The organism is Streptomyces sp. NPDC096339 (assembly GCF_044762985.1).
Taxonomy (GTDB): domain Bacteria; phylum Actinomycetota; class Actinomycetes; order Streptomycetales; family Streptomycetaceae; genus Streptomyces.
The window spans coordinates 16,935-40,624 of the sequence record NZ_JBIWFI010000031.1; the positions used below are offsets into that span (position 1 = coordinate 16,935).

Below are 23,690 nucleotides of genomic sequence, written 5' to 3' on the forward strand. Positions count from 1 at the left end.
GCTTGGCGGAGCCGTGGCCGCACCCCTTGTTGTTGCGGCATCGAGGCGCATGTCCGCCTCCTGGAAGGCGTCGGCAAACCCTCAGGAACAGAACGGTGAGTGACATGCTCCCCTCCGATTCATCCCGGGAAGAGCAGGAACAACAGGCGGCGGCGGCGCAGCGGTATCGCGAGGCGTCCGCGGAGCGGAAGGAGATCGAGGCGCAGCTCGCAGCCGGGGTCCGGTACCCGGATTCCCCCGAGCGGATCGCCGCCCGGGTCAACCGCCTGCTCGAACGCGGCGGGGTCCCTCCGGCGGCGGCGGTGGAGAGCGTCCACGCGGAGGCGATGGACGTCCCCGAGACCCTGGAGCGGGTCATCGGTCTCACCAAGGACCTCCAGCCGTGGAGCTTCCTGCCGCGGGGCGCCCGGGCGGCCGCCACCGTCGCCCGGATCTCGATCCTCCGGGACGGCCTCGAACGGCCGCACGCCACCGGATTCCTGGTCTCCCCATGGCTGCTGCTCACCAACCACCACGTGCTGCCGGACGCGGACACGGCACGGCGCTGCTTTCTGGAGTTCAACGCCCAGGTCAGCATCGACAACACACCCGACGCAGCGATCCGGTTCGAGCTCGCCCCTGATACGTTCTTCACGGCGGACGAGCATCTCGACTACGCGCTGGTGGCGGTCCGTCCCGCCGCCGACGGCAGCCTCGCAGGCGCGAAGTTCGGCTGGAACCAGCTCAGTAACCAGCAGGGGAAACTGGTCCAGAACGAACCGGTGAACGTCATCGGCCACCCGATGGGCCGGCTCAAGGAAATCGCGCTCCGCGACAACGCCCTCGTGCAGCGGCTGGACGAGTTCCTCCACTACCGGACCGACACCGAGCCCGGCAACTCCGGATCCCCGGTCTTCAACGACCAGTGGGAGGTCGTCGCGCTGCACCACCAGGGCGTGCCGAACACGGACGCCCAGGGCCGCATCCTGCGCAAGGACGGCCAGATCTGGCGGCGGGGCATCGACAGCGACGACACCATCGACTACGTCTCCAACGAAGGCGCCCGGATCAGCTCGATCCTCAAGCACCTCGCCACGCTGGCGCTGCCTCCCGAACAGCGTGCGCTGCTGTCGGAGATGGGCCCCGAATCCGGGCTCCGGGAGGACGGCGCCGTCGGCCCGATGGCGACGCCGGTCACTCCGGTCGCGCCTGCCGTGGCCCCGGCCCCGCTCCCGCAGGAAGCCGCCGCGGCGGGCGCCGCCCCGGTTCCGGCGGCCGCCGGCGCCGTCCGCGCCCCTGCCAGGACCCACGTCGGCGTGAGGGCCCCGAAGGACGCCTTCGGCGGAGAGCGGCACCTGGTCTTCCTGCACGGCCGGAGCCAGCAGGGCAAGGACCCCGAGGTGCTCCGCCGCGGTTGGACCGGGGGGCTCAACCACGGACTCACACGCGCCGGGCTCCCCACCATCGACCCGGCGGACGTCTGGTTCCCGTACTACGGCGACCGGATCGTCGAGGTCCTCGGACAGCACGAGGCGATCCCCGGCTCCGCCGTCGACGCGCCCGCGGTGGCAGCGCTGGAGACGTTCGCCGCCCAGTCCGAGGAAGGGACGTACGAGCAGCTCGTCATGGAGGCGGCGGTCCTGGCCGGCATGCCGCAGGACGGGCAGACGGCCACGGAGAACCTCGGCAGCGCGCTCGTCGGATCCCTTCAGGGCGGACTGAGTTGGCTGGCGGCCAAGACCGACGTGGACGCGCTGGCCATCGCGACCATCTTCCGTGACGTGGACGCCTACCTCCGTGATCAGGCGGTCCGCAACGCCGTCCTGGACCGTGTGTTCGAGGAGATCCCGCACGACGGCGAGTTGGTCCTGGTGACGCACAGCCTCGGCACGGTGGTCGGGATGGACCTCGTCGCCAACCGGCTCCCCCCGGGCATGAAGGTCACCCTCCTCGTGACCGCGGGCAGCCCACTGGGGATGAACGCGGTCAACAGCCGCCTCATCCCGCCGGGCACCAAGCGCCCCGGGACCGTCACCGACTGGGTCAACGCCTGGTGCCCGACCGACGCGGTGGCCATCGGCTGCCCGCTGGAGCCGGTCTGGGGCAAGCTGACGGAGGAGCACGCCGTGATGAACGCGAGCGACCGGGCTCACGACATCGAGGAGTACCTCGCCCACCCCGAAGTCGCCGCGGCGATCGACAGGTTCCTCGCGAGAGCGACCGGGTGACCTACGTCGGCCGGGGCGGGTGCGACGACGCACCCGCCCCGGCCTGTGCGTTGGACAACCACCCGTCGGGGATCGCATGACAGGTTCCTTGACCGCTGCTTCGCCCTCCGCGATGCTGTGTTGCGGAACACGAGTTGCGTGCCGTAATAGGCAACATCCCAACCTCTGTCAGTCGAGGAGTGGCCATGACTCAGCAGGTCCGTGCTGTCGTCGCGCGGAGCAAGGGCGCCCCTGTCGGTCTGGAAACGATCGTCGTGCCCGATCCCGGCCCGGGTGAGGCACTGGTCGAGATCGAGGCCTGCGGTGTCTGCCACACCGATCTGCACTACCGAGAGGGCGGCATCGGCGACGGCTTCCCCTTCCTGCTGGGGCATGAGGCCGCGGGCGTGGTCGAGGCGGTCGGTGAGGGGGTCACCGACGTGGCGCCCGGTGACTTCGTGATCCTGAACTGGCGTGCCGTGTGCGGCCAGTGTCGCGCGTGCCTGCGTGGGCGGCCCTGGTACTGCTTCAACACGCACAACGCGAAGCGGAAGATGACCCTGACCGACGGTACGGAGCTGTCGCCGGCGCTGGGTATCGGCGCCTTCGCCGAGAAGACGCTCGTGGCGGCCGGGCAGTGCACGAAGGTGGACCGGGCCGCGTCGGCGGTCGCGGTGGGGCTGCTGGGCTGCGGTGTGATGGCGGGCATCGGTGCGGCCATCAACACCGGCAACGTCGGACGCGGTGACAGCGTGGCGGTCATCGGCTGCGGCGGCGTGGGAGGCGCGGCGATTGCCGGATCGAACCTGGCGGGTGCCGCGAAGATCATTGCGGTGGACATCGACGACCGCAAGCTGGCCACCGCGAAGAAGCTGGGCGCGACCCACACGGTCAATTCCAAGGAGACGGACGCGGTCGAGGCGGTGCGCGAGCTGACCGGCGGATTCGGTGCCGACGTGGTCATCGACGCGGTGGGCCGTCCGGAGACGTACCGGCAGGCCTTCTACGCGCGCGATCTCGCCGGGACGGTGGTGCTGGTCGGCGTACCGACGCCGGAGGCGAAGCTGGAGCTGCCCCTGCTGGACGTCTTCGGCCGGGGCGGGGCACTGAAGTCGTCCTGGTACGGAGACTGCCTGCCCTCCCGTGACTTCCCGATGCTCGTCGACCTCTACCTGCAGGGCCGCCTCGACCTGGACGCCTTCGTTACCGAGACCATCGCGCTGGACGGGGTGGAGAAGGCCTTCGAGCGCATGAGCCACGGTGATGTCCTGCGCTCGGTGGTGGTCTTCTGATGGCGGGCATCCGCATCGAGCGTCTCATCACGTCGGGGACGTTCTCGCTGGACGGCGGCACATGGGAGGTCGAGAACAACGTGTGGATCGTGGGCGACGACGACGAGGCAGTGGTCATCGACGCCGCCCATGACGCCGACGCCATCGAACGGGCCCTCGGCGGACGCACCCTGCGCGCGATCGTGTGCACCCACGCGCACAACGACCACATCGACGCCGCGCCCCAACTGGCCGACCGCACCGGCGCCCCGATCCTGCTGCACGCCGACGATCTGCCACTGTGGAATCAGACCCATCCCGACCGGCAGCCCGACGGCGAGCTGATCGACGGGCAGGGGCTCACTGCCGCGGGCACGGAACTGACCGTCCTGCACACCCCGGGTCATACCCCCGGCGCGGTATGCCTGTACGCCCCGGCACTCGCCGCACTCTTCAGCGGCGACACCCTGTTCGCAGGCGGGCCGGGAGCGACCGGGCGGTCGTACAGCGACTTCCCCACCATCATCGACTCGATCGGCAAACGCCTCCTCGCGCTGCCCGGCGACACCACCGTGCACACCGGCCACGGAGAGACCACCACCATCGGGGCCGAGGCCCCGCACCTCCAGGAGTGGATCGACCGGGGCTTCTGAGCGCGCGGCGACGGCCCTGCCCCGATGCGCGCGACGACCCCGGCCGGGTGGCGGACCGTTGTGGACGGAATCGGCCACGGGGTCGTCACCGCGCCCTGCAGGGGGCCTGTCCGGCCTGCTCACACGCGCTTTCGAGGTCGCTCCGGCAGACCCGGAAAGCCGGCGCCGGACCCCGCGCAACCAGGCCTCTGGATGCCTTGACAGCGGTTCAGGGCGGCCAGCAGACTTGCGTTGCGCTCACCGCAATCCGTTTCGCTATACGCACCGAGGTGTCATGATGATTCCCGCGTGCCGTCTCGCGGATCTGCCGCGAGGCGAGGCCCACCGGCTCGACATCGATCCGCCGGTCTCGGTGTTCCACACTGATGACGGCGAGCTCTTCGCCATCGACGACACCTGTACCCACCAGGACGCCTCGCTCGCCGACGGCTGGCTGGAGGGCTGCGAGGTGGAATGCCCGCTGCACGCCTCGAAGTTCGACCTGAGGACCGGAGCGGTGGACGCCCCGCCGGCCAAGCTGCCGGTGCGGACCCACGAGGTCGTGGTCGAGGACGGCGTGATCCACGTCCGGCTGTCGACCGGGGCCCCCGACCTGCCGCCCTGCGTCGCCTCCCGACTGACCGGGGGACCCGCGTGAGGACCGTCGCCGTGGTCGGCGCCTCCCTGGCCGGACTGTCGGCCGCGCGCTCGTTGCGCAAACGGGGGTACGACGGTCGGCTGGTCGTCATCGGCGATGAACGCCACCGCCCGTACGACAGGCCGCCACTGTCCAAGGAGTTCCTCTCCGGAGCCCTCGGCGAAGCGGATCTGGCCTTGGAGAGGGACGACGAGGACCTGCAGGCGGAATGGGTGCTCGCGACCCGCGCCACCGGGCTCGATCGCACCGAGCGTGCGATCCGGCTCGCCGACGGCCGGGAGATCCGCGCAGACGGTGTCGTCATCGCCACCGGTGCGGCTCCGCGCACGCTGCCCGGCACCGAGGACCTCGTCGGCGTGCACGTGCTGCGCACGCTGGACGACGCCCGCGCCCTGCGCGACGATCTGGCCCGCGGCGGGCGTCTGGTGGTGATCGGCGGTGGATTCATCGGTGCCGAAGTGGCCTCCACCGCCTACGCGCTCGGCCTCGATGTCACGGTCGTCGAGGCCGCGCCGACACCGTTGGCCGGACCGCTCGGCGAGAGCATGGGCGCCATCGTCTCCGCCCTCCATGCCGACCACGGCGTACGGCTGCTGTGCGGGGTGGGGGTCAAGGGGCTGAGCGAGGACGGGCGAAGCGAGATGGGGGCTCCCTCGGACCGAGCCCGGGGGAGGGTCGACGCCGTACTGCTGGAGGACGGCCGGAGCACCCCCGCCGACATTGTCGTCGTCGGTGTGGGCGTCCGGCCCTGCGTCGAGTGGCTGGAGGGGTCCGGCGTGGCGCTCGACAACGGTGTGAAGTGCGGCGCCGACGGCCGCACCAGCCTGGCAGGAGTCGTCGCCGTCGGCGACTGCGCCAACTGGTACGACCCGCATACCGGCAGTCGCCGCCGGGTCGAGCACTGGACCGGTGCGCTGGAACGGCCCGACACTGCCGTGGCCGCACTGCTGGCACACGGCGCGACGCCACCGGGTGTGCCCCGGCCTCCGTACTTCTGGTCCGACCAGTACGGAGTGAAGATCCAGTTCGTCGGGCACGCCGTCGGCGCCGACAGCGTGACGGTCGAGGAAGGCTCCACGGACGAGCGCAGCTTCCTGGCCGTGTACCGGCGGGCCGGCACGCCGGTCGCCGTGCTCGGAATGAACCAGCCACGTCTGTTCACACGTTGGCGCAAGCAGCTCACCGCTGCGAAGTCGTGACACTGCGGAAGCGGGCTCCCGCACTGCGTGGCATGCAGTACCCAGCGTTGCTTCATGCGCGGCGGCGGCTCGAAGTCAGGCCCTGCCGCGTGTGACCGGTCCTTCCACGACGATTCCCGAGGAGTGCAGCGTGACCTCCACAAGCCTGCCGGACAGCCTGATCGCCACTCTCCCCGGCTCCTCCTACACAGCCCCGGGTGTCTTCGCTCAGGAGCAGGAACGCATCTTCGAAGCGATGTGGTTCTGCGTCGCGCGCGCGTCCGAGCTCGCCAAGCCCGGCGCCTTCCGTACCGTCGACGTGGGCCGCGAGAGCATCCTCGTCACCCGGGCCCGGGACAACTCCGTACGCGCCTACTTCAACGTCTGCCGGCATCGTGGAGCCAAGCTTTGTACGGAGGAGACTGGCGAGGTCAAGCGCGCCTTCCAGTGCCCGTACCACGCCTGGACCTACGACCTCGACGGCAAGCTGGTCGCGGCGCCGAACCTAACCAAGATGCCCGATGTCGGCCGTACCGAGTACGGCCTGGTGGGGGTGGCCGTCCGTGAATGGCTCGGCTACGTGTGGGTGTGCCTGGCGGAGACCCCGCCCTCCTTCGAGGAGGACGTCATCGGCGCGGCGATCACCCGCCTCGGCGACGTGGAGTCGATCGAGCGCTACGACATCGACAACCTGGCGGTGGGGAAGCGGATCGTCTACGACGTCAAGGCGAACTGGAAGCTCATCGTCGAGAACTTCATGGAGTGCTATCACTGCGCCACGATCCACCCCGAGCTGACCGAGGTGCTCCCGGAGTTCGCGGGCGGCTACGCGGCTCAGTACTACGTCGGTCACGGGGCCGAGTTCGGCGAGGAGATCCGGGGCTTCACCGTCGACGGCTCCGAGGGCCTGGAGCGCATCCCGGGGGTGTCCGAGGAGCAGGACCGCCGCTACTACGCGATCACCGTCAAGCCGCAGGTTTTCATCAACCTCGTGCCCGACCATGTGATCTTCCATCGCATGTACCCGGTTGCGGCCGACCGCACGATCGTCGAGTGCGACTGGCTCTATCTGCCGGGCGTGGTGGAGGGTGGCAAGGACGTCAGCCGGTCCGTGGAGCTCTTCGACCGTGTCAACCGCCAGGACTTCGACGCCTGCGAGCGCACCCAGCCCGGCATGAGCTCCCGGCTGTACGCCAAGGGCGGTGTGCTCGTACCCAGTGAGCACCACATCGGGGTCTTCCATGCCTGGGTGCACGAGCGCCTCGGCACCCGGCAGCCGGAGTAGCGCGGGTGGGGCCGGGTACCCGAAGCGTGTGCGCATGCGCATGGACGCTCAGCCGAGGTACCCCATGCGACGGCTGACCTCCTCCGCGCCCTTCACCAGCACCGGAGCGAGCTCGTGCATGCGTTCCTCGGTGAACCGATAGGAGGGTCCGGATGCGCTGATCGCGGCGATGACCACACCGTCGCGATCACGGACCGGTGCCGCCATCGCGTGCAGTCCGATCTCGAGCTCCTCAAGCGTCCAGGCGTAGCCGCGCTCGCGGGCCTCGGCGAGGTTCTTCTCGAGCTTCGCCTTCGCGGTGATCGTGTGCGGGGTCAGCTTCTTCATGCCGGACTCCGCCAGCAGCGCGGCGCGTTCCTTGGCGGGCAGGTGGGCCAGCATGATCTTGCCGCTGGAGGTGGCGTGCAGCGGGGTCAGCTGGCCGACCCAGTTGTGCGCGGTGATGGCGGCAGGACCGCGCACCTGGTAGAGGTTGATCGCGTAGCGCTCCTGCAGCACGGCGATGTTGACGGTCTCGCCGATCTCCTCGGCCAGGCGCTCGCAGACCGGACGTCCTTGCTGGGTGATGTCGATGCGTCCCGTGACCGCGCCCGCCAGGCGTACGATGCCGAAGCCGAGCCGATACTTGCCGCGCTCGCCCGACTGCTCCACCAGGCCGCGCGTCTCCAGAGCGCCGAGCAGCCTGAACGCGGTGGACTTGTGGACATCGATCTCGGCGGCCACCTCGCTGACGCCCGCCTCGCCGCGCTGGGCCAGGATCTCGAGCACGCTGATGGCTCGGTCGACGGACTGCACCCCGCCGGCCTGTGAACCGTGCGATTCGGCATCCGGACTGAAGTTGCTCATAGCGAAACTATAGGCGCCGTAAACAACGTTTCTGCAAGCAGTCTGCCCGGATCACAGGTCGGCAAGTTGCGTGGTTCGCAACCTAGTGCGTATAGCGATGCCCGTAATAGCATGCCCCGCGAATCGACGGCGCGAGCGAGACGAGGCACCATGGCTCCTCTGCACTACGACTTCGTCATCGTCGGCGGTGGATCAGCCGGCAGCGCACTGGCGAACCGGCTCTCGGCCGACCCCGGGAAACGGGTCCTCGTCCTGGAGGCGGGTCGGTCGGACCATCCATGGGATGTGTTCATCCACATGCCGGCAGCCCTGACATACCCCATCGGCAACCGCTTCTACGACTGGAAGTACGAGTCCGAGCCCGAGCCGCACATGGGCGGCCGGCGCATCTACCACGCGCGCGGCAAGGTACTCGGCGGCTCCAGCAGCATCAACGGCATGATCTTCCAGCGTGGCAACCCCATGGACTACGAGCGCTGGGCCGCCGAACCCGGCATGGAGAGCTGGGACTACGCCCACTGCCTTCCGTACTTCCGGCGGTTGGAGAACTGTCTCGCGGCCGATCCCGACGACGAGTTCCGCGGCCACGACGGTCCCCTCGTCCTGGAACGCGGCCCTGCCGGCAACCCGCTCTTCACCGCCTTCCTGAAGGCAGTCCAGGAGGCAGGCCACGCCCGCACCGACGACGTCAACGGCTACCGGCAGGAGGGATTCGCCCCCTTCGACCGCAACATCCACCGCGGACGGCGCCTGTCGGCGTCCAAGGCGTACCTCCACCCCGTGCGCAAGCGGCCCGGCCTCACCGTCAAGACCCGCGCCTTCGTCACCCGCGTCCTCTTCGAAGGCAAGCGTGCCGTCGGCGTCGAGTACCAGCGCGGGCGCGGTGCACCGCAGCAGGTCCGGGCCGGTGAGGTCATCCTGTGCGGCGGTGCCATCAACACCCCTCAGCTTCTGCAGGTCTCCGGCGTCGGCAACGCCGCCGAACTGTCCGCCCTCGGCATCGACGTCGTCCACGACCTGCCGGGCGTCGGCGAGAACATGCAGGACCACTTGGAGGTGTACGTCCAGTACGCCTGCGAGCAGCCCGTCTCCATGCAGCCGTACATGGCGAAGTGGCGCGCCCCCTTCATCGGACTGCAGTGGCTGTTCAGGAAGGGGCCCGCGGCCACCAACCACTTCGAGGCGGGAGGCTTCGCCCGCAGCAACGAGGACGTGGACTACCCCAACTTGATGTTCCACTTCCTGCCGGTCGCGGTCCGCTACGACGGCTCCTCACCGGCCGGTGGCCACGGTTACCAGGTGCATGTGGGGCCCATGTACTCCGATGCCAGGGGCTCCGTCAAGATCAAGAGCAGCGATCCCCGCGAGCGCCCGGCCCTGCGCTTCAACTACCTGTCCACAGAGCAGGATCGCCGTGAGTGGGTCGAGGCGATCCGGGTGGCCCGCGAACTCCTCAACCAGCCTGCGCTCGCCGCTTACAACGGCGGCGAGATCTCGCCCGGAGCCTCCGTCGAGACGGACGAAGAGATCCTCGCCTGGGTGGCCGAGGAAGGGGAGACCGCCCTGCACCCCTCGTGCACCTGCAAGATGGGCACCGACGAGATGTCCGTCGTCGACCCGGTGAGCATGAGGGTCCACGGGCTGGACGGGCTGCGCGTGGTGGACGCGTCGGTCATGCCGTACGTCACCAACGGAAACATCTACGCGCCTGTGATGATGATCGCCGAGAAGGCCGCCGACCTCATCCTCGGCAAGGAGCCCCTGCCGCCCTCCAAGGCCGCGTACTACCGTCACCGCGACGCCCGGCAGCAGACCGGGTAGAGCGTGCGCGCCGAGGCCCTGCGGGCGATGCTCGCCCGCGCCCGCCGCGAGGTGCAGCCGACAGTGGACGGGCGACCGGACCGATGGCGAAATCGCGAACCACCGACCTCTTGACGACCGTTGGCCCGTTCGGCCAGGGTTTCATCACAAGCAATGCAATGCACAATGCGCAACGGATTCCCGTTCGAAGGGCATGGCGTGGCAGATCTGTACGTGGACGGAGAATGGCGCGCTCCGGCGGGCGGCGGCCACCGGGAGATCCGCTGTCCGGCAGACGGCACTCTCGTCGCGACGGTGTCGGAGGCAACGCGCCCCGACACCGAGGCCGCGATCGCGGCGGCCCGGCGCGCCTTCGACCAGGGCCCCTGGCCGCGCACCTCCGAGCGTGAACGCGGCGCACTGCTGCTGCGCAGCGCCGACATACTCGAGCGCGACGCCAAGCACTTCGCCCGCGCCGAGTCGCTCGACACCGGCAAGCGGTTGGTGGAGAGCGAGTACGACATCGCCGACGTCGTCTCCTGCTTCCGCTACTACGGCGGCATCGCCGGCACCAACGCCGGCCGGGTGATCGACACCGGACGTGACGACGCCCTCAGCCGGGTCACTTACGAACCCGTCGGTGTCTGTGGACTGATCACCCCGTGGAACTATCCGCTGCTCCAGGCGTCCTGGAAGGTCGCGCCGGCCCTCCTCGCGGGCAACACCATCGTGCTCAAGCCGAGCGAGCTCACGCCCTCCACCTCGATCCTGCTGATGAAGGCGCTCGAGGAGGCCGGGCTCCCGGCCGGCGCGGCCAATCTCGTCCTGGGCGCCGGAGGGGAGGTGGGCGCGCCGCTGTCCGAGGACCCGGCCGTGGACATGGTGTCCTTCACCGGCGGCTTGGAGACGGGCCGCCGCGTCATGGCCGCCGCCGCCGGGACGGTGAAGAAGGTCGCCCTGGAACTCGGGGGCAAGAACCCCAACGTGGTCTTCGCCGACGCTGATTTCGACACCGCGGTCGACTTCGCGCTCACGGCCGTCTTCCTGCACTCCGGCCAGGTCTGTTCGGCCGGCGCACGCCTGATCGTCGAGGACTCTCTGCACGACGCCTTCGTCGACGAGGTCGTGCGCCGAGCCCGGCTCATCCGTCTGGGCGGGCCCTTCGACCCCGAGGCCGAGACCGGTCCACTGATCTCCGCACAGCACCTGGAAAAGGTCGAGAGGTACGTCGAGGCGGGCCTCGGCGAAGGCGCCGTACTGCGCTGCGGCGGTGGACGGCCCGGCGATCCCGCGCTGGGACGCGGTTTCTACTACCCGCCCACCGTCCTCGACGAGTGCCGGCAGGACATGCGTGTGGTGCACGAGGAGTCCTTCGGACCCGTGCTGACCGTCGAGCGCTTCCGTGACGAGGACGACGCGGTCCGCATTGCCAACGACACGGAGTACGGGCTCGCCGGAGCCGTCTGGACGCAGGACGCGGGGAAGGCCCAACGGGTCGCGCGCAGGTTGCGGCACGGGACCGTGTGGATCAACGACTACCACCCTTATGTGCCGCAAGCGGAATGGGGTGGCTTCGGGCGCTCGGGTGTGGGCCGTGAGCTGGGACCGACCGGCCTGGACGAGTACCGAGAGCCCAAGCACGTCTGGCAGAACATCCAACCCCGGCCGCAGCGCTGGTTCCGCGGCTGAACGCCGAAATGAGGTCGATCGTGACCGCAGCACAGACCGAGGTGTCGCAGCGGCGCGGCACGTCCCAGGATCCCGAGGGCCGCACCCCGGTCATCGCCGTGCGCCGACTGTGGAAGGTGTTCGGGCCGAAGGCCGACCAGGTGCCGGAGTCCGAGGAACTGTGCGGGCTGACCCGCCGTGAGCTCATGGACCGCACCGGTTGCACCGCCGCCGTGCGCGACGTGGACTTCGAGGTGTCGCGCGGTGAGGTCTTCGTCGTCATGGGCCTGTCCGGCTCCGGCAAGTCCACCCTGGTGCGATGTCTCACCCGGCTGATCGAGCCCACCGCGGGCGAGATCGTTTTCGAGGGCGAGGACATCCGCGGCGCCGACCCCAAACGACTGCGTGAGCTGCGCCGCAGCAAGTTCTCCATGGTCTTCCAGCACTTCGGGCTGCTGCCCCACCGCCGGGTCGTCGACAATGTGGCCTTCGGTCTGGAGATCCGCGGCATGGGCAAGGCCGAGCGCACCAGGAGGGCCCTTGAAGTCGTCGAACTGGTGGGTCTCGCCGGATACGAGAACGCCTACCCCGACCAGCTCTCCGGTGGCATGCAGCAACGCGTCGGCCTCGCCCGCGCCCTTGCCGGGGACCCCGACGTCCTCTTCTTCGACGAGCCGTTCTCCGCGCTCGACCCGCTGATCCGTCGTGACATGCAGAGCGAGGTCATCCGCCTGCACCACGAGGTCGGCAAGACGATGGTGTTCATCACCCACGACCTCTCCGAGGCCCTGAGGCTGGGCGACCGCATCCTGATCATGCGGGACGGCAGGATGGTGCAGTGCGGGACCGGGGACGAACTCGTCGGCGCTCCCGCCGACGACTACGTACGGGACTTCGTCAAGGACGTGCCGCGCGGCGACGTACTCACGCTGCGCTGGATCATGCGCCCCGCGCAGCCCGGCGACGACCTCGACGGTCCCGAGCTGGGCGCGGACGTCGTGGTGCGCGAGGCCATCCGGGCGGTGCTGGCCGCCGAGAAGGCGGTCAAGGTCGTCGAAGACGGCAAGCTGCTCGGCGTCGTCGGCCACGAGGAGATCCTCTCCGTGGTCGCAGGCCGGCAGGGCAGTGCGTGATGACCGCCGCCGCCACCGCGACCGCGCCGGCCGCGACCGTACGCGGGAAGGTCAGCCGCCCCGTGGTGGTGGCCGCGATCCTGATCGGCTGGCTGGTGCTCTTCGCCGCGCTGCGCGGCCGGCAGACGCTGGCCCTCGCGGCCGCCGATCTCACCTCTCTGCACCGCTGGTTGAACGATGTCAACGACACCGTCGGAGCCGACCGCAACTCCAATCCGCTCTTCTTGTACTTCTTCAATGAGATCCGTCTGGTCATCGACAACCTGGTGACCTTCGTACGGTCCCTGATCTCCCAGCCCTCGGGGGGCCGTCCGGTCCCGCAGATCGGCTGGCTCGGCGTCGTCGGGCTCACCGGCTACGTCTCCTGGGCCGTCGGCAACTGGCGGGTCGCCCTGTTGGCCGTGGCCGGCTTCACCTTCTTCGGGCTGCAAGGCCTGTGGCTGCAGAGCATGGACACTCTCGCGCTGACCCTGTCGGCTGTCATCGTGGCGCTGCTCATCGGCATCCCGCTCGGGGTGTGGGCAGGTCTCTCCGACCGGTTCAACCGGATCACGACGCCCTTCCTGGACTTCATGCAGACGATGCCCACCTTCGTCTACCTCGCTCCGTTGACCCTGATCTTTCTCATCGGGGGGGCCGCCGCCGTGATCACCACGGTGATCTACGCGGCGCCGCCCGCCATCCGCATCACCGCGCACGCCATCCGCTCCGTGCCCCGGACCACCGTCGAGGCGGCGGACTCGCTCGGTGCGACGCGCTCGCAGCAACTGCTGAAAGTGCTGCTGCCGATGTCCAGGCGCACCGTGGTGATGGGCGTCAACCAGACCATCATGTCCGCCTTGGCCATGGTGACCATCGCTGCCCTGATCGACGCGCCGGGCCTCGGCAAGACGGTCGTCCAAGCCCTGCAGTCACTCGATGTGGGCACTGCCTTCAACGCCGGCCTGGCCATCGTCATCATGGCCATCGTGCTCGACCGGGTCACCACGGCGGCGGCCGGACGCGCCGATGCGGCACGCCGCACCGGAGACCACCTCCTCACGTCGCGCCGGCTGCTGCTGGCGGCGGGCGGTATCGCGGTGGCGGTACTGGTCTACCTGTCCCACACCTACGTCTGGGCGGCCGAGTTCCCGGGCGACGGCAACGTCGGCAGTGGCATCGCGAGCGCGGCCGACACCACGACCACCTGGCTACAGGACCACCTGTCGGGCCTGACCAATGCCTTCCGGGACACCATCACCCACGGCCTGCTCAACCCGTTCCAGGCCCTGCTCACCGACTCGCCGTGGTGGCTGGTCGGCATCGTCCTGGTCGCGCTCGGTGCGGCGATCGGAGGATGGCGCGCCGGAGCGACGACCGCGGTGTGCGTCGGTCTGCTCGTCGGCACGGGCCTGTGGTCGGACAGCATGACGACACTCGCCTCGACCGTCGTGGCCACCGTGCTGGTGATGCTGCTCGGTGTCGTCTTCGGCGTGTGGATGGGACGCAGCCATCTCGTGGACCGGTTGGTGCGGCCCAGCCTGGACGCGGCACAGGTCATGCCGCCGTTCGTCTATCTGGTGCCCTTCCTGGCCCTCTTCGGCGCCACCCGGTTCACCGCGATCGTCGCGGCCGTCGTGTACGCGGCGCCCGTGGCCATCAAGATCATCGCGGACGGCGTGCGGAACGTGCCCGCGACCACCGTGGAGGCGGCGACCTCCGCCGGGTGCAACACCTGGCAGATCATCACCAAGGTCCAGCTGCCGATGGCACGCGGCGCCCTGACTCTCGCGACCAACCAGGGGCTGATCTACGTGCTGTCGATGGTTGTGGTGGGCGGCCTGGTAGGTGCGGGCGCCCTCGGCTACGACGTCGTGGCCGGCTTTTCGCAAGGACAGCTGTACGGGAAGGGGCTTGCCGCAGGGCTGGCCATCGTCCTTCTCGGAGTCATGTTCGACCGGATCACTCAGGCAGCCGCGCGGCGCACCAGCGCATGAAGGAGCTACTGACCAATGGCAAGGCAAGCAAGGCAGTGGAGAGCCGGCGCGGCCGGCATGGTGGTCCTCGGCCTCACCCTCACCGCCTGTGGCGGTGCGAAGATCGGTGACGGCTCCTCGGGATCCGGCGGCTCGGGCGGCTCGGGAAAATGCGGCACCTTCAACCTCGCGGTCAACCCGTGGGTGGGCTACGAGGCGAACGCGGCGGTCGTCGCCTACGTCGCGGAGCACGAACTCGGCTGCAAGGTGGTCAAGAAGGACCTGAAGGAAGAGATCGCCTGGCAGGGCTTCGGGACCGGCGAGGTCGACGCCGTCATCGAGAACTGGGGGCACGACGATCTGAAGAAGAAGTACATCACCGACCAGAAGACCGCCGTCGAAGCCGGCCGGACCGGCAACAAGGGCCTCATCGGCTGGTACGTGCCGCCGTGGCTGGCCAAGGAGCACCCGGACATCACCGACTGGCAGAACCTCGGCAAGTACGCGGCCCAGTTCAAGACGTCAGAGTCGGGCGGCAAGGGGCAGCTCCTCGACGGTGACCCGTCGTTCGTCACCAACGACGAGGCCCTGGTGAAGAACCTGAACCTGGACTACAAGGTGGTGTACGCGGGGAGCGAGACCGCCCTCATCCAGACCTTCCGCAAGGCGGAGAAGAACAAGGAATGGGTGATCGGCTACTTCTACGAGCCACAGTGGTTCATGTCCGAGGTACCGCTCGTGAAGGTCAAGCTGCCCGAGTACAAGGAGGGCTGCGACGCCGACCCGGAGAAGGTCGCGTGCGACTACCCCGTGTACGAGCTCGACAAGATCGTCAGTGCGAAGTTCGCCGCATCGGGCGGTCCGGCCTATGACCTGGTGAAGAACTTCAACTGGACGAACGACGACCAGAACGCCGTGGCGAAGTACATCGCGGTGGACAAGATGTCCCCGGAGGCGGCAGCCAAGAAGTGGGTCGACGCGAACCACGACAAGGTCGAGGCCTGGCTGAAATAGCACGGGGGTCGACAAGGGGCCGGCCGACGATGCCCGGCGGACGGTGTGCGCAGGTGGCGCGCCGCCCGCCGGGCATTGCCGTGTCCCGGGCCGTTCCGCGACGCCACGGATGCCTTGACACGTCTCCTCGGCGGCGGGCACATTGAGTTGCGCAGCCTGAATCAAGTTGCGCAAAAAGCAACATGGCCGGTTTCCGAGTTCGGAGGTTGGACGATGGCGGGACCCCGAGTGGTCATCATCGGAGCGGGCGTCGTGGGAGCGGCCCTCGCGGACGAGATCTCCTCCAGGGGCTGGACCGAAGTGACCGTGGTCGACCAGGGACCCCTCCCCGCCACCGGGGGATCCTCCTCGCACGCCCCCGGCCTGGTCTTCCAGACGAACCCCTCGAAGACCATGACGGAACTGGCCCGCTACACCGTCGAGAAGTTCTGCTCCCTCGACGTGGACGGCAAGCCCTGCTTCCTCCAGGTCGGCGGCCTCGAAGTGGCCACGACCCCCGAGCGCCTCACCGAACTCCACCGCCGCCACGGCTGGATCACCGCCTGGGGCATCGAGGCACACCTGCTGAGCCCCGAGGAGTGCGTCCAACGGCACCCGCTGGTCAACCGCGACAGGATCCTCGGCGGCCTCCTCGTCCCGACGGACGGTCTCGCCAACGCCGTCCTCGCCGTCGAGGCGCAGATCCGCCGGGCCACCGAGCGCGGAGTGTCCTTCCTGGCCCGCCACGAGGTCCTCGACGTGACGAAGAGCGAGGGCCGTGTGACCGGCGTGCTGACCGACCGGGGCGAGCTCCCCGCCGACATCGTCGTGTGCTGCGCCGGCATCTGGGGCCCGAAAATCGCCCGTATGGCCGGGATGAACCTGCCGCTCACCCCGCTCGCCCACCAACTCGCCTGGACCGGCCCGGTTCCCGCCCTCGCTGGTCAGACCGAGGAGGCACTGCGCCCGATCCTGCGCCACCAGGACGCCGACCTCTACTACCGCGACCGCTTCGACCGCATCGGCATCGGCTCCTACGGCCACCGCCCGATGCCCGTCTCCGTCGACGACATCCTGTCCGTGGACGCGGCCGAGGGGATGCCCTCGGTCCTGAAGTTCACCGAGGAGGACTTCGAGGACGCCTGGACCGAGACCCGGTCCCTGCTTCCGGCGACGAAGGAGGCGAAGGTAGAGGAAGGCATCAACGGCCTGTTCTCCTTCACCACCGACGGCTACCCGCTGCTCGGCGAGTCCCCGGACGTCGAGGGCTTCTGGGTCGCCGAGGCCGTCTGGGTCACCCACTCCGCCGGCGTGGGGCGCGCCATGGCCGAATGGCTGGTCGACGGCTACTGCTCCTCCTTCGACCTGCACGAGTGCGACGTCAACCGCTTCGAGCCGCACCAGCTGTCCCCGGAGTACGTCCTGGCCCGAGACTGCCGTAACTTCGTCGAGGTCTACGACATCCTCCACCCCCTCCAGCCGTCCGGTGAGCCGCGCCCGATCCGCACGAGCCCCTTCCACGCCCGCCAGCGGGAACACGGCGCGTTCTTCCTGGAGGCGAACGGCTGGGAGCGCCCCCAGTGGTACGAGGCCAACGCGTCGCTCGCCGAAGGCCGTTCCATCCCCACCCCCAACGACTGGGCCGCGCGGTACTGGTCGCCCATCGTCGGCGCCGAGGCCCAGGTCACCCGGGAGACCGTCGCCCTCTACGACATGACGGCCCTCAAGCGCCTGGAGGTGAGCGGCCCGGGTGCCGCCGCCTTCCTGGAGCGGCTGTGCACCGGCAAGGTCGACAAGTCCGTCGGCTCGGTGACGTACACCCTGCTCCTGGACCACGACGGGGGCATCCGCAGCGACATCACCGTCGCCCGCCTCGCCCGCGACCTCTTCCAGGTCGGAGCCAACGGCAACCTCGACCTCGACTGGTTCACCCGCAACCTTCCCGCCGGGGGAGAACCGGTCCAGGTTCGCGACATCACGGCCGGCACCTGCTGCATCGGCCTGTGGGGACCACTCGCCCGCAAAGTCCTGCAGCCCCTCACCGACGCCGACTTCTCGGATGACGGCCTGAAGTACTTCCGGGCCAAGCGCGCCCACATCGGCAGCGTCCCGGTCACCGCGATGCGTCTGTCGTACGTCGGCGAGCTCGGCTGGGAGCTGTACACCACCGCGGACCTCGGCCAGAAGCTGTGGGACACCCTCTGGGCCGCGGTCGAGCCGCTCGGAGGCGTCATCGCCGGCCGTGGCGCCTTCAACAGCCTGCGCCTGGAGAAGGGCTACCGCTCCTTCGGCACCGACATGACCTTCGAACACGACCCGTACGAGGCCGGCGTCGGCTTCGCAGTCAAGCCCGACAAGGCCGACTTCATCGGCAAGGCGGCGCTGGAGCACCGCAGGGCCGACGTAAGGCGGAAGCTGACCTGCCTCACGATCGACGACCCGCACGCCGTCGTGATGGGCAAGGAGCCGGTCTACGACGGCGACCGCGCGGTCGGCTACGTCACCAGCGCCGCCTACGGCTACACGATCGGCAAGGGCATCGCCTACGCCTGGCTCCCGGCGGAACTCGCCGTCCCCGGCACCACCCTGCACATCGGCTACTTCGACCAGCGCGTAGAGGCGGTCGCCGCCCAGGAGCCCCTGTTCGACCCGGCCATGTCCCGCCTCCGTGGCTGACGGCCCGCACGCAGACACGCGCCGCCAGGCATCCGCTCCACCCACACCTTCCGGAAGGCGGAGACGTCCGATGAGCCCCAGCACCCCCGGCGCCGCCCTGCCCGAGCACCCCGACCGGCTCTGGCGCGATCCCGAACCCAAGCGGTCGTACGACGTGGTGATCGTGGGCGGCGGCGGACACGGCCTGGCCACCGCCCACTACCTGGCGAAGAACCACGGCATCACCGATGTCGCGGTCCTGGAGAAGGGCTGGCTGGCCGGCGGCAACATGGCCCGTAACACCACGATCATCCGCTCCAACTACCTGTGGGGCGAGAGCGCCGGCATCTACGAGCACGCCCTCAAACTGTGGGAGGGACTGGAGGAGGAGCTCGACTACCCGATCCTCTTCTCCCAGCGCGGAGTGCTGAACCTCGCCCACAGCATGCAGGACGTACGTGACAGCGTGCGCCGTGTCGAGGCCAACCGGCTCAACGGCGTCGACGCCGAGTGGCTCGACGCCGAGCAGGTCGAAGAGGTCTGCCCGATCGTCAACATCTCTCCCGACGTGCGCTACCCGGTCCTCGGCGGCACCTACCAGCCGCGCGCCGGCATCGCCAAGCACGACCACGTCGCCTGGGGCTTCGCCCGCTCCGCGGACGCCGCCGGCATCGACATCATCCAGAACTGTGAGGTCACAGGGCTGGACGTGGCCGGCGGGCGGGTGGTCGGCGTCCAGACCACGCGGGGTCCGATCGCCGCGGGCAAGGTGGCCCTGTGCTCGGCCGGTCACACCTCCGTCCTCGCCGCCATGGCGGGCATCGAACTCCCCCTCCAGAGCCACCCGTTGCAGGCACTCGTCTCAGAACTCCTGGAGCCGGTCCACCCCACGGTCGTCATGTCCAACGCCGTCCACGTGTACGTCAGCCAGGCGCACAAGGGCGAGTTGGTGATGGGCGCGGGCATCGACGCGTACAACTCCTACACCCAGCGCGGCGCCTTCCACATCATCGAAGAGCAGATGTCCGCAGCCCTGGAACTCTTCCCCGTCTTCGCCCGTGCCCACGTGCTGCGCACCTGGGGCGGCATCGTCGATGTCTCCCCGGACGCCTCGCCCGTCATCGGCCTCACCCCGGTGGACAACCTCTACCTCAACTGCGGCTGGGGGACCGGTGGTTTCAAGGCCACCCCCGGTGTCGGCTGGGTCTACGCCCACACCATCGCCCACGACACGCCCCACACCCTGAACGCCCCCTTCTCGCTCGACCGCTTCACCACCGGCGCGCTCGTCGACGAGCACGGCGCGGCCGCGGTGGCCCACTAGGGAGCCGAACCATGCTGCTCATCCCCTGCCCGTGGTGCGGGCCCCGTGACGAGGCCGAGTTCCACTACGGCGGCCAGGCACACGTGGCGTACCCCGAGGACCCCGCAGCCCTCACCGACGAAGAGTGGGCGCGGTACCTGTTCTTCCGCGACAACCCCAAGGGCCCCTTCGCCGAGCGCTGGAGCCATGCGGCCGGCTGCCGTAGGTGGTTCAACGCCGTGCGGGACACCTCGACGAACCAGATCCTGGCCGTGTACCAAGTGGGTGAGGAACGTCCGGCACCGGTCGAGCCGAGGCCGGCCCGTCCGGAGGCGCCCCCACCTGCGCATGTGCAGGGCGAACCAGAACGGCGACGCACGAGCACCGGCCCGCAGTCGACGACGATGCCGCGGTTCCCCCCGCTGGGTGACCCCGGTCAGGCCTTGCGCCTGTCGGGAGGCGGCCGGGTCGACCGAGGCGAACCACTGGCCTTCACCTTCGACGGCGTACGGTACGAGGGCTACCGAGGCGACACCCTCGCCTCCGCGCTCCTCGCCAACGGCGTCGTCCAGGCCGCCACCAGCACCAAACTCGGCCGTCCGAGGGGAATCTTCACGGCCGGGGTGGAGGAACCCAACGCGGTCGTCCAGATCGAGGCCCCCTTCCCCGAGCCCATGCTCCCCGCCACGACCGTCGAGCTCTACGAGGGCCTGGTCGCCGGCCGTCTCCCGGGCCAGGGACGCCTCGCCACCGAACCCGACCCCGCCCGCTACGACGCCGTCCACGCCCACTGCGACGTACTGGTCGTCGGCGCGGGCCCGGCCGGCCTGGCGGCGGCAGCGGTGGCGGCGCAGAGCGGCGCGCGCGTCATCCTCGCCGACGACCAGCCGGAACCCGGCGGCAGCCTGCTCGGCACGGGCGAACACCTCGACTGGGTCGCAGCGACGCGCGCCCGGCTCGAAGCCGCCCCCGAGGTACGTGTCCTGCTCCGCACCACCGTCTTCGGCCACTATGACGACAACCATGTCCTGGCCGTCGAACGCCGCACCAACCACCTCGGCGCCGAGGCCCCGGACCACGTCTCCCGCGAGCGCGTCTGGCGGATCCGTGCCCGGCGCGTGGTCCTCGCCACCGGCGCCCACGAGCGTTCGATCGCGTTCGGCGACAACGACCGCCCGGGGGTGATGCTGGCCGCCTCGGCCCGGACGTACCTCCACCGGTACGCCGTGCTGCCCGGCCGGCACGCGGCCGTGTTCACCACCAACGACAGCGCCTACCGTGCCGCAATCGACCTGGCGGCTGCGGGAGTGGACATCGCGGTGATCGTCGACACGCGGTCCGAGCCGGGGGAGTGGGGCGAGCGTGCTCGGTCCGCCGGGATCGAGGTGCTCGCAGGGCACGCGGTCACCGGGACGCGGGGCGAGGACCGCGTCACCGCCGTGACGGTCGCCCCGTATGGGCAGTCCGCCGAACAGCGGGAGTTCGCCGTCGATCTGCTCCTGGTCTCCGGGGGCTGGAACCCGGTCGTGCATCTGTACAGCCAGGCGGGCGGCAAGCTCCGCCACGACGACGTGCTCGGCACGTTCGTTCCCGCCGGCTGCCATCAGGCGGTCGAGGCCGCGGGCAGCGCGAACGGGGCCTTCGACCTCGCCACGGTCCTCGCGCAGGGCGCGGCGGCCGGCGCCCGCGCGGTCGAGGCGGAAGGCTACACCGCCGCAGCGCCCGCCCTCCCGGCAACGCTTGCCCAGCCGTACACCCCGCCCATGCAGGTTTTCACCATCCCCGCCCGCACCGGCACACCCCGGTTCGTAGACCTCCAGCGCGACGTCACGGTCGACGACCTGGCACGGGCAACGGGGGCGGGCCTGCGCTCGGTGGAGCACACCAAGCGCTACACCACGGCCGGCACCGCCAACGACCAGGGCAAGACCGCCGGTGTCCTGGCGAGCGGGGTCGTGGCCGGACTCCTCGGCGTGGACATCTCGGCGCTCGGCCTGCCCACGTTCCGACCGCCGTACACCCCGGTCTCCTTCGCCGCCCTCGCCGGCCGCAACCGCGGCGCGCTGCACGACCCGATCCGCACCACCGCGCTGCACGTGTGGCACGCCGAGCACGGCGCGCTCTGCGAGAACGTCGGCCAGTGGAAGCGGCCCTGGTACTACCCGCGGGACGGCGAGGACATGGAGACCGCCGTGCTGCGCGAGTGCCGCGCCGCCCGCGAGGGAGTTGCCTTCATGGACGCCTCCACCCTCGGAAAGATCGATGTGCAGGGCCCGGACTCCGCGCTGTTCCTCGACCGGCTCTACACCAACATGATGAGCACCCTGAAGGTCGGCATGATCCGCTACGGCGTCATGTGCCGTCTCGACGGGATGGTCTTCGACGACGGCACGGTGATCCGGCTCGCGCGGGACCGCTTCCTGATCACCACCACGACCGGCAACGCCGCAGCGGTCCTGGACTGGATGGAGGAGTGGCTGCAGACCGAGTGGCCCGAACTGCGGGTCCACTGCACCTCGGTCACCGAGCAGTGGGCCACCGTGGCCCTGGTAGGCCCTCGTTCCCGCGAGCTCCTCGGCGCGCTGGCACCTCAACTCTCGGTGTCGAACGCCGACTTCCCGTTCATGTCCTGGCGGGAGACGACAGTCGCCGGTGTCGAGGCGCGCGTGTGCCGGATCAGCTTCTCCGGCGAACTCGCCTACGAGATCAACGTGTCGCCCTGGGACGCCCTCGCCCTGTGGGAGGAGCTGTACGAGGCCGGCGCCCCGTACGGCATCACCCCGTACGGCACCGAGACCATGCACGTACTGCGCGCCGAGAAGGGTTACCCGATCATCGGGCAGGACACCGACGGCACGGTCACCCCGCACGACCTCGGCATGAGCTGGGCGGTGTCGAAGAAGAAGCCCGACTTCCTCGGCAAGCGCTCCCACGCTCGCACCGACACTGTCCGCCCCGACCGCAAGCACCTCGTCTCCCTGCTCCCCGAGGACCCGACCGCCTTCCTTCCCGAGGGCACCCACCTGGTCGCCGACGGAGAGCTGCCCGCCCCGCCCGTCCCGATGCTCGGTCACGTCACCTCCAGCTACCGCAGCGCGACGCTCGGCCGGACCTTCGCCCTCGCCCTGATCAAGGGCGGCCGAGACCGTATCGGCGAACGCGTCTACGCGCCCGTCGGCGACCGGCTGATCCCGGTGACGGTCGCGAACCCCGTGCTCTACGACACTGAGGGAGCCCGCCGCGATGGCTGACACCGCCCCGACCGCACGCCGGCGCAGCCCCCTGGGCCATGCCGCCGACCGCATGGCCGCCACGACACGCTCCTCGCGCGGCGCCGTCCGTCTGGCCGAAGTCCCCTTCCTGGCCCAGCTGAACGTCCGCCTCGACGCCAAGGGCCCGGCGGCGGACGCCGTCGGCCTGGCCCTGGGACTCCAACTACCCCTGGAACCAGGCACCGTCGTGCGCGCCGGGGACTCCACCGCGGTATGGATCGGCCCCGACGAATGGCTGGTGGTGGGCCGCCCCGGCACCCAGCGGGACCTGAAGAGCCGGATCCGCTCGGCCTCCGGGGACGAACCCGTCTCCGTGACCGACGTCTCCGCCCAGCGCACCACCGTCCTGGTCGGCGGACCGCGCGCCCGAGACCTGCTCGCCCACGGCTGCTCGCTCGATCTGCACCCGTGCGCCTTCGGTCCCGGCCGTGCGGCCCAGACGACACTGGCCCGCACCCACGTCCTCCTGGTGGCCCGCGACGATCCCAGGGCAGGCTTCTGGGTCTTGGTGCGTTCCTCCTTCGCCGACTACCTGATGGACTGGCTGCTGGACGCGGCCGTGGAATACGGGTGAGTGGCCCGGCTCGGTGGCAAAGGTGACTGGTACCGCGGTTGGCAGGCACACCGATCTGGAACCTCTCCAGACGGGCCGGCATTCATGTTCCGATCACCCGATCACCCGATCACCCGATCAGCGGCCTCGCCCGACAACAGCCACTCCGCCACCTTCGCCCAGACCCCAGCCGGCCCGTGGCGACTGGTCGCCGTTGCGAGCGGGCTGCTGCTGTTCGGCGTGTTCTCCGGGGCCACGCGGCACCATACCGGTGAATACCGCCGCCACCCGACGGACGTTCG

The 23,690-nt window shown here is 69.8% G+C and carries 16 protein-coding genes; 15 read left to right on the forward strand and 1 reads right to left on the reverse strand.

Annotated elements, in window-relative coordinates; translation table 11 throughout:
• Positions 1 to 104 precede the first annotated feature (104 nt).
• The 6 genes from ACIQ5Y_RS29970 (at position 105) to ACIQ5Y_RS29995 (ending at position 7,210) form a co-directional block, all read left to right on the forward strand.
• Positions 105 to 2,207, forward strand: coding sequence for a trypsin-like serine peptidase (locus ACIQ5Y_RS29970; protein ID WP_403887443.1), 2,103 nt, complete (start codon positions 105 to 107; stop codon positions 2,205 to 2,207).
• Positions 2,208 to 2,392: 185 nt separating this feature from the next.
• On the forward strand, positions 2,393 to 3,478 hold the full coding sequence (locus ACIQ5Y_RS29975; RefSeq protein WP_403887235.1) for an S-(hydroxymethyl)mycothiol dehydrogenase: 1,086 nt from the start codon (positions 2,393 to 2,395) through the stop codon (positions 3,476 to 3,478).
• A complete protein-coding gene (locus tag ACIQ5Y_RS29980) occupies positions 3,478 to 4,110 on the forward strand; it encodes an MBL fold metallo-hydrolase (RefSeq protein WP_403887238.1) in 633 nt (210 codons plus the stop codon). Before ACIQ5Y_RS29975 ends, ACIQ5Y_RS29980 begins: the two co-directional genes overlap by 1 nt.
• A 274-nt stretch (positions 4,111 to 4,384) precedes the next feature.
• A complete protein-coding gene (locus ACIQ5Y_RS29985; RefSeq protein ID WP_403887241.1) occupies positions 4,385 to 4,747 on the forward strand; it encodes a bifunctional 3-phenylpropionate/cinnamic acid dioxygenase ferredoxin subunit in 363 nt (120 codons plus the stop codon).
• The gene (locus tag ACIQ5Y_RS29990) at positions 4,744 to 5,946 is read left to right on the forward strand and encodes an NAD(P)/FAD-dependent oxidoreductase (protein WP_403887245.1); all 1,203 of its coding nucleotides are present in this window, start codon (positions 4,744 to 4,746) and stop codon (positions 5,944 to 5,946) included. Before ACIQ5Y_RS29985 ends, ACIQ5Y_RS29990 begins: the two co-directional genes overlap by 4 nt.
• Positions 5,947 to 6,076: 130 nt before the next feature.
• The gene (locus ACIQ5Y_RS29995) at positions 6,077 to 7,210 is read left to right on the forward strand and encodes an aromatic ring-hydroxylating dioxygenase subunit alpha (RefSeq protein ID WP_403887247.1); all 1,134 of its coding nucleotides are present in this window, start codon (positions 6,077 to 6,079) and stop codon (positions 7,208 to 7,210) included.
• A gap of 48 nt (positions 7,211 to 7,258) precedes the next feature.
• Here the strand turns inward: ACIQ5Y_RS29995 and ACIQ5Y_RS30000 are convergent, their stop codons facing one another.
• Entirely contained in the window at positions 7,259 to 8,056 is a 798-nt protein-coding gene (locus ACIQ5Y_RS30000; RefSeq protein ID WP_403887250.1) for an IclR family transcriptional regulator, read from the reverse strand.
• Between the two features lie 150 nt (positions 8,057 to 8,206).
• On the opposite strand from ACIQ5Y_RS30000, the gene betA reads away from it, so the two are divergent.
• The 9 genes from betA to ACIQ5Y_RS30045 all read left to right on the forward strand — a co-directional run bounded on the left by betA (position 8,207) and on the right by ACIQ5Y_RS30045 (position 23,409).
• Positions 8,207 to 9,877, forward strand: a complete 1,671-nt coding sequence (gene betA, locus ACIQ5Y_RS30005) for a choline dehydrogenase (RefSeq protein ID WP_403887253.1) — start codon at positions 8,207 to 8,209, stop codon at positions 9,875 to 9,877.
• A gap of 198 nt (positions 9,878 to 10,075) precedes the next feature.
• Complete coding sequence (locus ACIQ5Y_RS30010) at positions 10,076 to 11,545, forward strand: aldehyde dehydrogenase family protein (protein WP_403887256.1); 1,470 nt, start codon at positions 10,076 to 10,078, stop codon at positions 11,543 to 11,545.
• Positions 11,546 to 11,565: 20 nt separating this feature from the next.
• The gene (locus tag ACIQ5Y_RS30015; RefSeq protein ID WP_403887259.1) at positions 11,566 to 12,657 is read left to right on the forward strand and encodes a glycine betaine/L-proline ABC transporter ATP-binding protein; all 1,092 of its coding nucleotides are present in this window, start codon (positions 11,566 to 11,568) and stop codon (positions 12,655 to 12,657) included.
• The gene (locus tag ACIQ5Y_RS30020) at positions 12,657 to 14,633 is read left to right on the forward strand and encodes an ABC transporter permease (protein WP_403887262.1); all 1,977 of its coding nucleotides are present in this window, start codon (positions 12,657 to 12,659) and stop codon (positions 14,631 to 14,633) included. The genes ACIQ5Y_RS30015 and ACIQ5Y_RS30020 overlap by 1 nt, the downstream gene beginning before the upstream one ends.
• Before the next feature lie 15 nt (positions 14,634 to 14,648).
• Complete coding sequence (locus ACIQ5Y_RS30025) at positions 14,649 to 15,626, forward strand: ABC transporter substrate-binding protein (RefSeq protein WP_403887265.1); 978 nt, start codon at positions 14,649 to 14,651, stop codon at positions 15,624 to 15,626.
• A 213-nt stretch (positions 15,627 to 15,839) separates the two neighbouring features.
• A complete protein-coding gene (locus ACIQ5Y_RS30030; protein ID WP_403887268.1) occupies positions 15,840 to 18,281 on the forward strand; it encodes an FAD-dependent oxidoreductase in 2,442 nt (813 codons plus the stop codon).
• Positions 18,282 to 18,351: 70 nt separating this feature from the next.
• Entirely contained in the window at positions 18,352 to 19,584 is a 1,233-nt protein-coding gene (locus ACIQ5Y_RS30035; protein WP_403887271.1) for a sarcosine oxidase subunit beta family protein, read from the forward strand.
• Between the two features lie 11 nt (positions 19,585 to 19,595).
• Positions 19,596 to 22,814 carry a sarcosine oxidase subunit delta family protein gene (locus ACIQ5Y_RS30040; RefSeq protein ID WP_403887273.1) on the forward strand — a complete coding sequence of 1,073 codons (3,219 nt, stop codon included), beginning with the start codon at positions 19,596 to 19,598 and terminating at the stop codon, positions 22,812 to 22,814.
• On the forward strand, positions 22,807 to 23,409 hold the full coding sequence (locus ACIQ5Y_RS30045) for a sarcosine oxidase subunit gamma (RefSeq protein ID WP_403887276.1): 603 nt from the start codon (positions 22,807 to 22,809) through the stop codon (positions 23,407 to 23,409). Before ACIQ5Y_RS30040 ends, ACIQ5Y_RS30045 begins: the two co-directional genes overlap by 8 nt.
• The last annotated feature ends 281 nt before the right edge of the window (positions 23,410 to 23,690 follow it).

What these genes read in the sequence shown, in the direction of transcription:
- ACIQ5Y_RS30045 (WP_403887276.1), top strand. Translation starts at nt 22,807, where the DNA reads ATGGCTGACACCGCCCCGACCGCACGCCGGCGCAGCCCCCTGGGCCAT.
- ACIQ5Y_RS30035 (WP_403887271.1), top strand. Translation starts at nt 18,352, where the DNA reads ATGAGCCCCAGCACCCCCGGCGCCGCCCTGCCCGAGCACCCCGACCGG.
- ACIQ5Y_RS29985 (WP_403887241.1), top strand. Translation starts at nt 4,385, where the DNA reads ATGATGATTCCCGCGTGCCGTCTCGCGGATCTGCCGCGAGGCGAGGCC.
- ACIQ5Y_RS30040 (WP_403887273.1), top strand. Translation starts at nt 19,596, where the DNA reads ATGCTGCTCATCCCCTGCCCGTGGTGCGGGCCCCGTGACGAGGCCGAG.
- betA (WP_403887253.1), top strand. Translation starts at nt 8,207, where the DNA reads ATGGCTCCTCTGCACTACGACTTCGTCATCGTCGGCGGTGGATCAGCC.
- ACIQ5Y_RS29970 (WP_403887443.1), top strand. Translation starts at nt 105, where the DNA reads ATGCTCCCCTCCGATTCATCCCGGGAAGAGCAGGAACAACAGGCGGCG.
- ACIQ5Y_RS30030 (WP_403887268.1), top strand. Translation starts at nt 15,840, where the DNA reads ATGGCGGGACCCCGAGTGGTCATCATCGGAGCGGGCGTCGTGGGAGCG.
- ACIQ5Y_RS30000 (WP_403887250.1), bottom strand. Translation starts at nt 8,056, where the DNA reads ATGAGCAACTTCAGTCCGGATGCCGAATCGCACGGTTCACAGGCCGGC.
- ACIQ5Y_RS29975 (WP_403887235.1), top strand. Translation starts at nt 2,393, where the DNA reads ATGACTCAGCAGGTCCGTGCTGTCGTCGCGCGGAGCAAGGGCGCCCCT.
- ACIQ5Y_RS29980 (WP_403887238.1), top strand. Translation starts at nt 3,478, where the DNA reads ATGGCGGGCATCCGCATCGAGCGTCTCATCACGTCGGGGACGTTCTCG.
- ACIQ5Y_RS30025 (WP_403887265.1), top strand. Translation starts at nt 14,649, where the DNA reads ATGGCAAGGCAAGCAAGGCAGTGGAGAGCCGGCGCGGCCGGCATGGTG.
- ACIQ5Y_RS30020 (WP_403887262.1), top strand. Translation starts at nt 12,657, where the DNA reads ATGACCGCCGCCGCCACCGCGACCGCGCCGGCCGCGACCGTACGCGGG.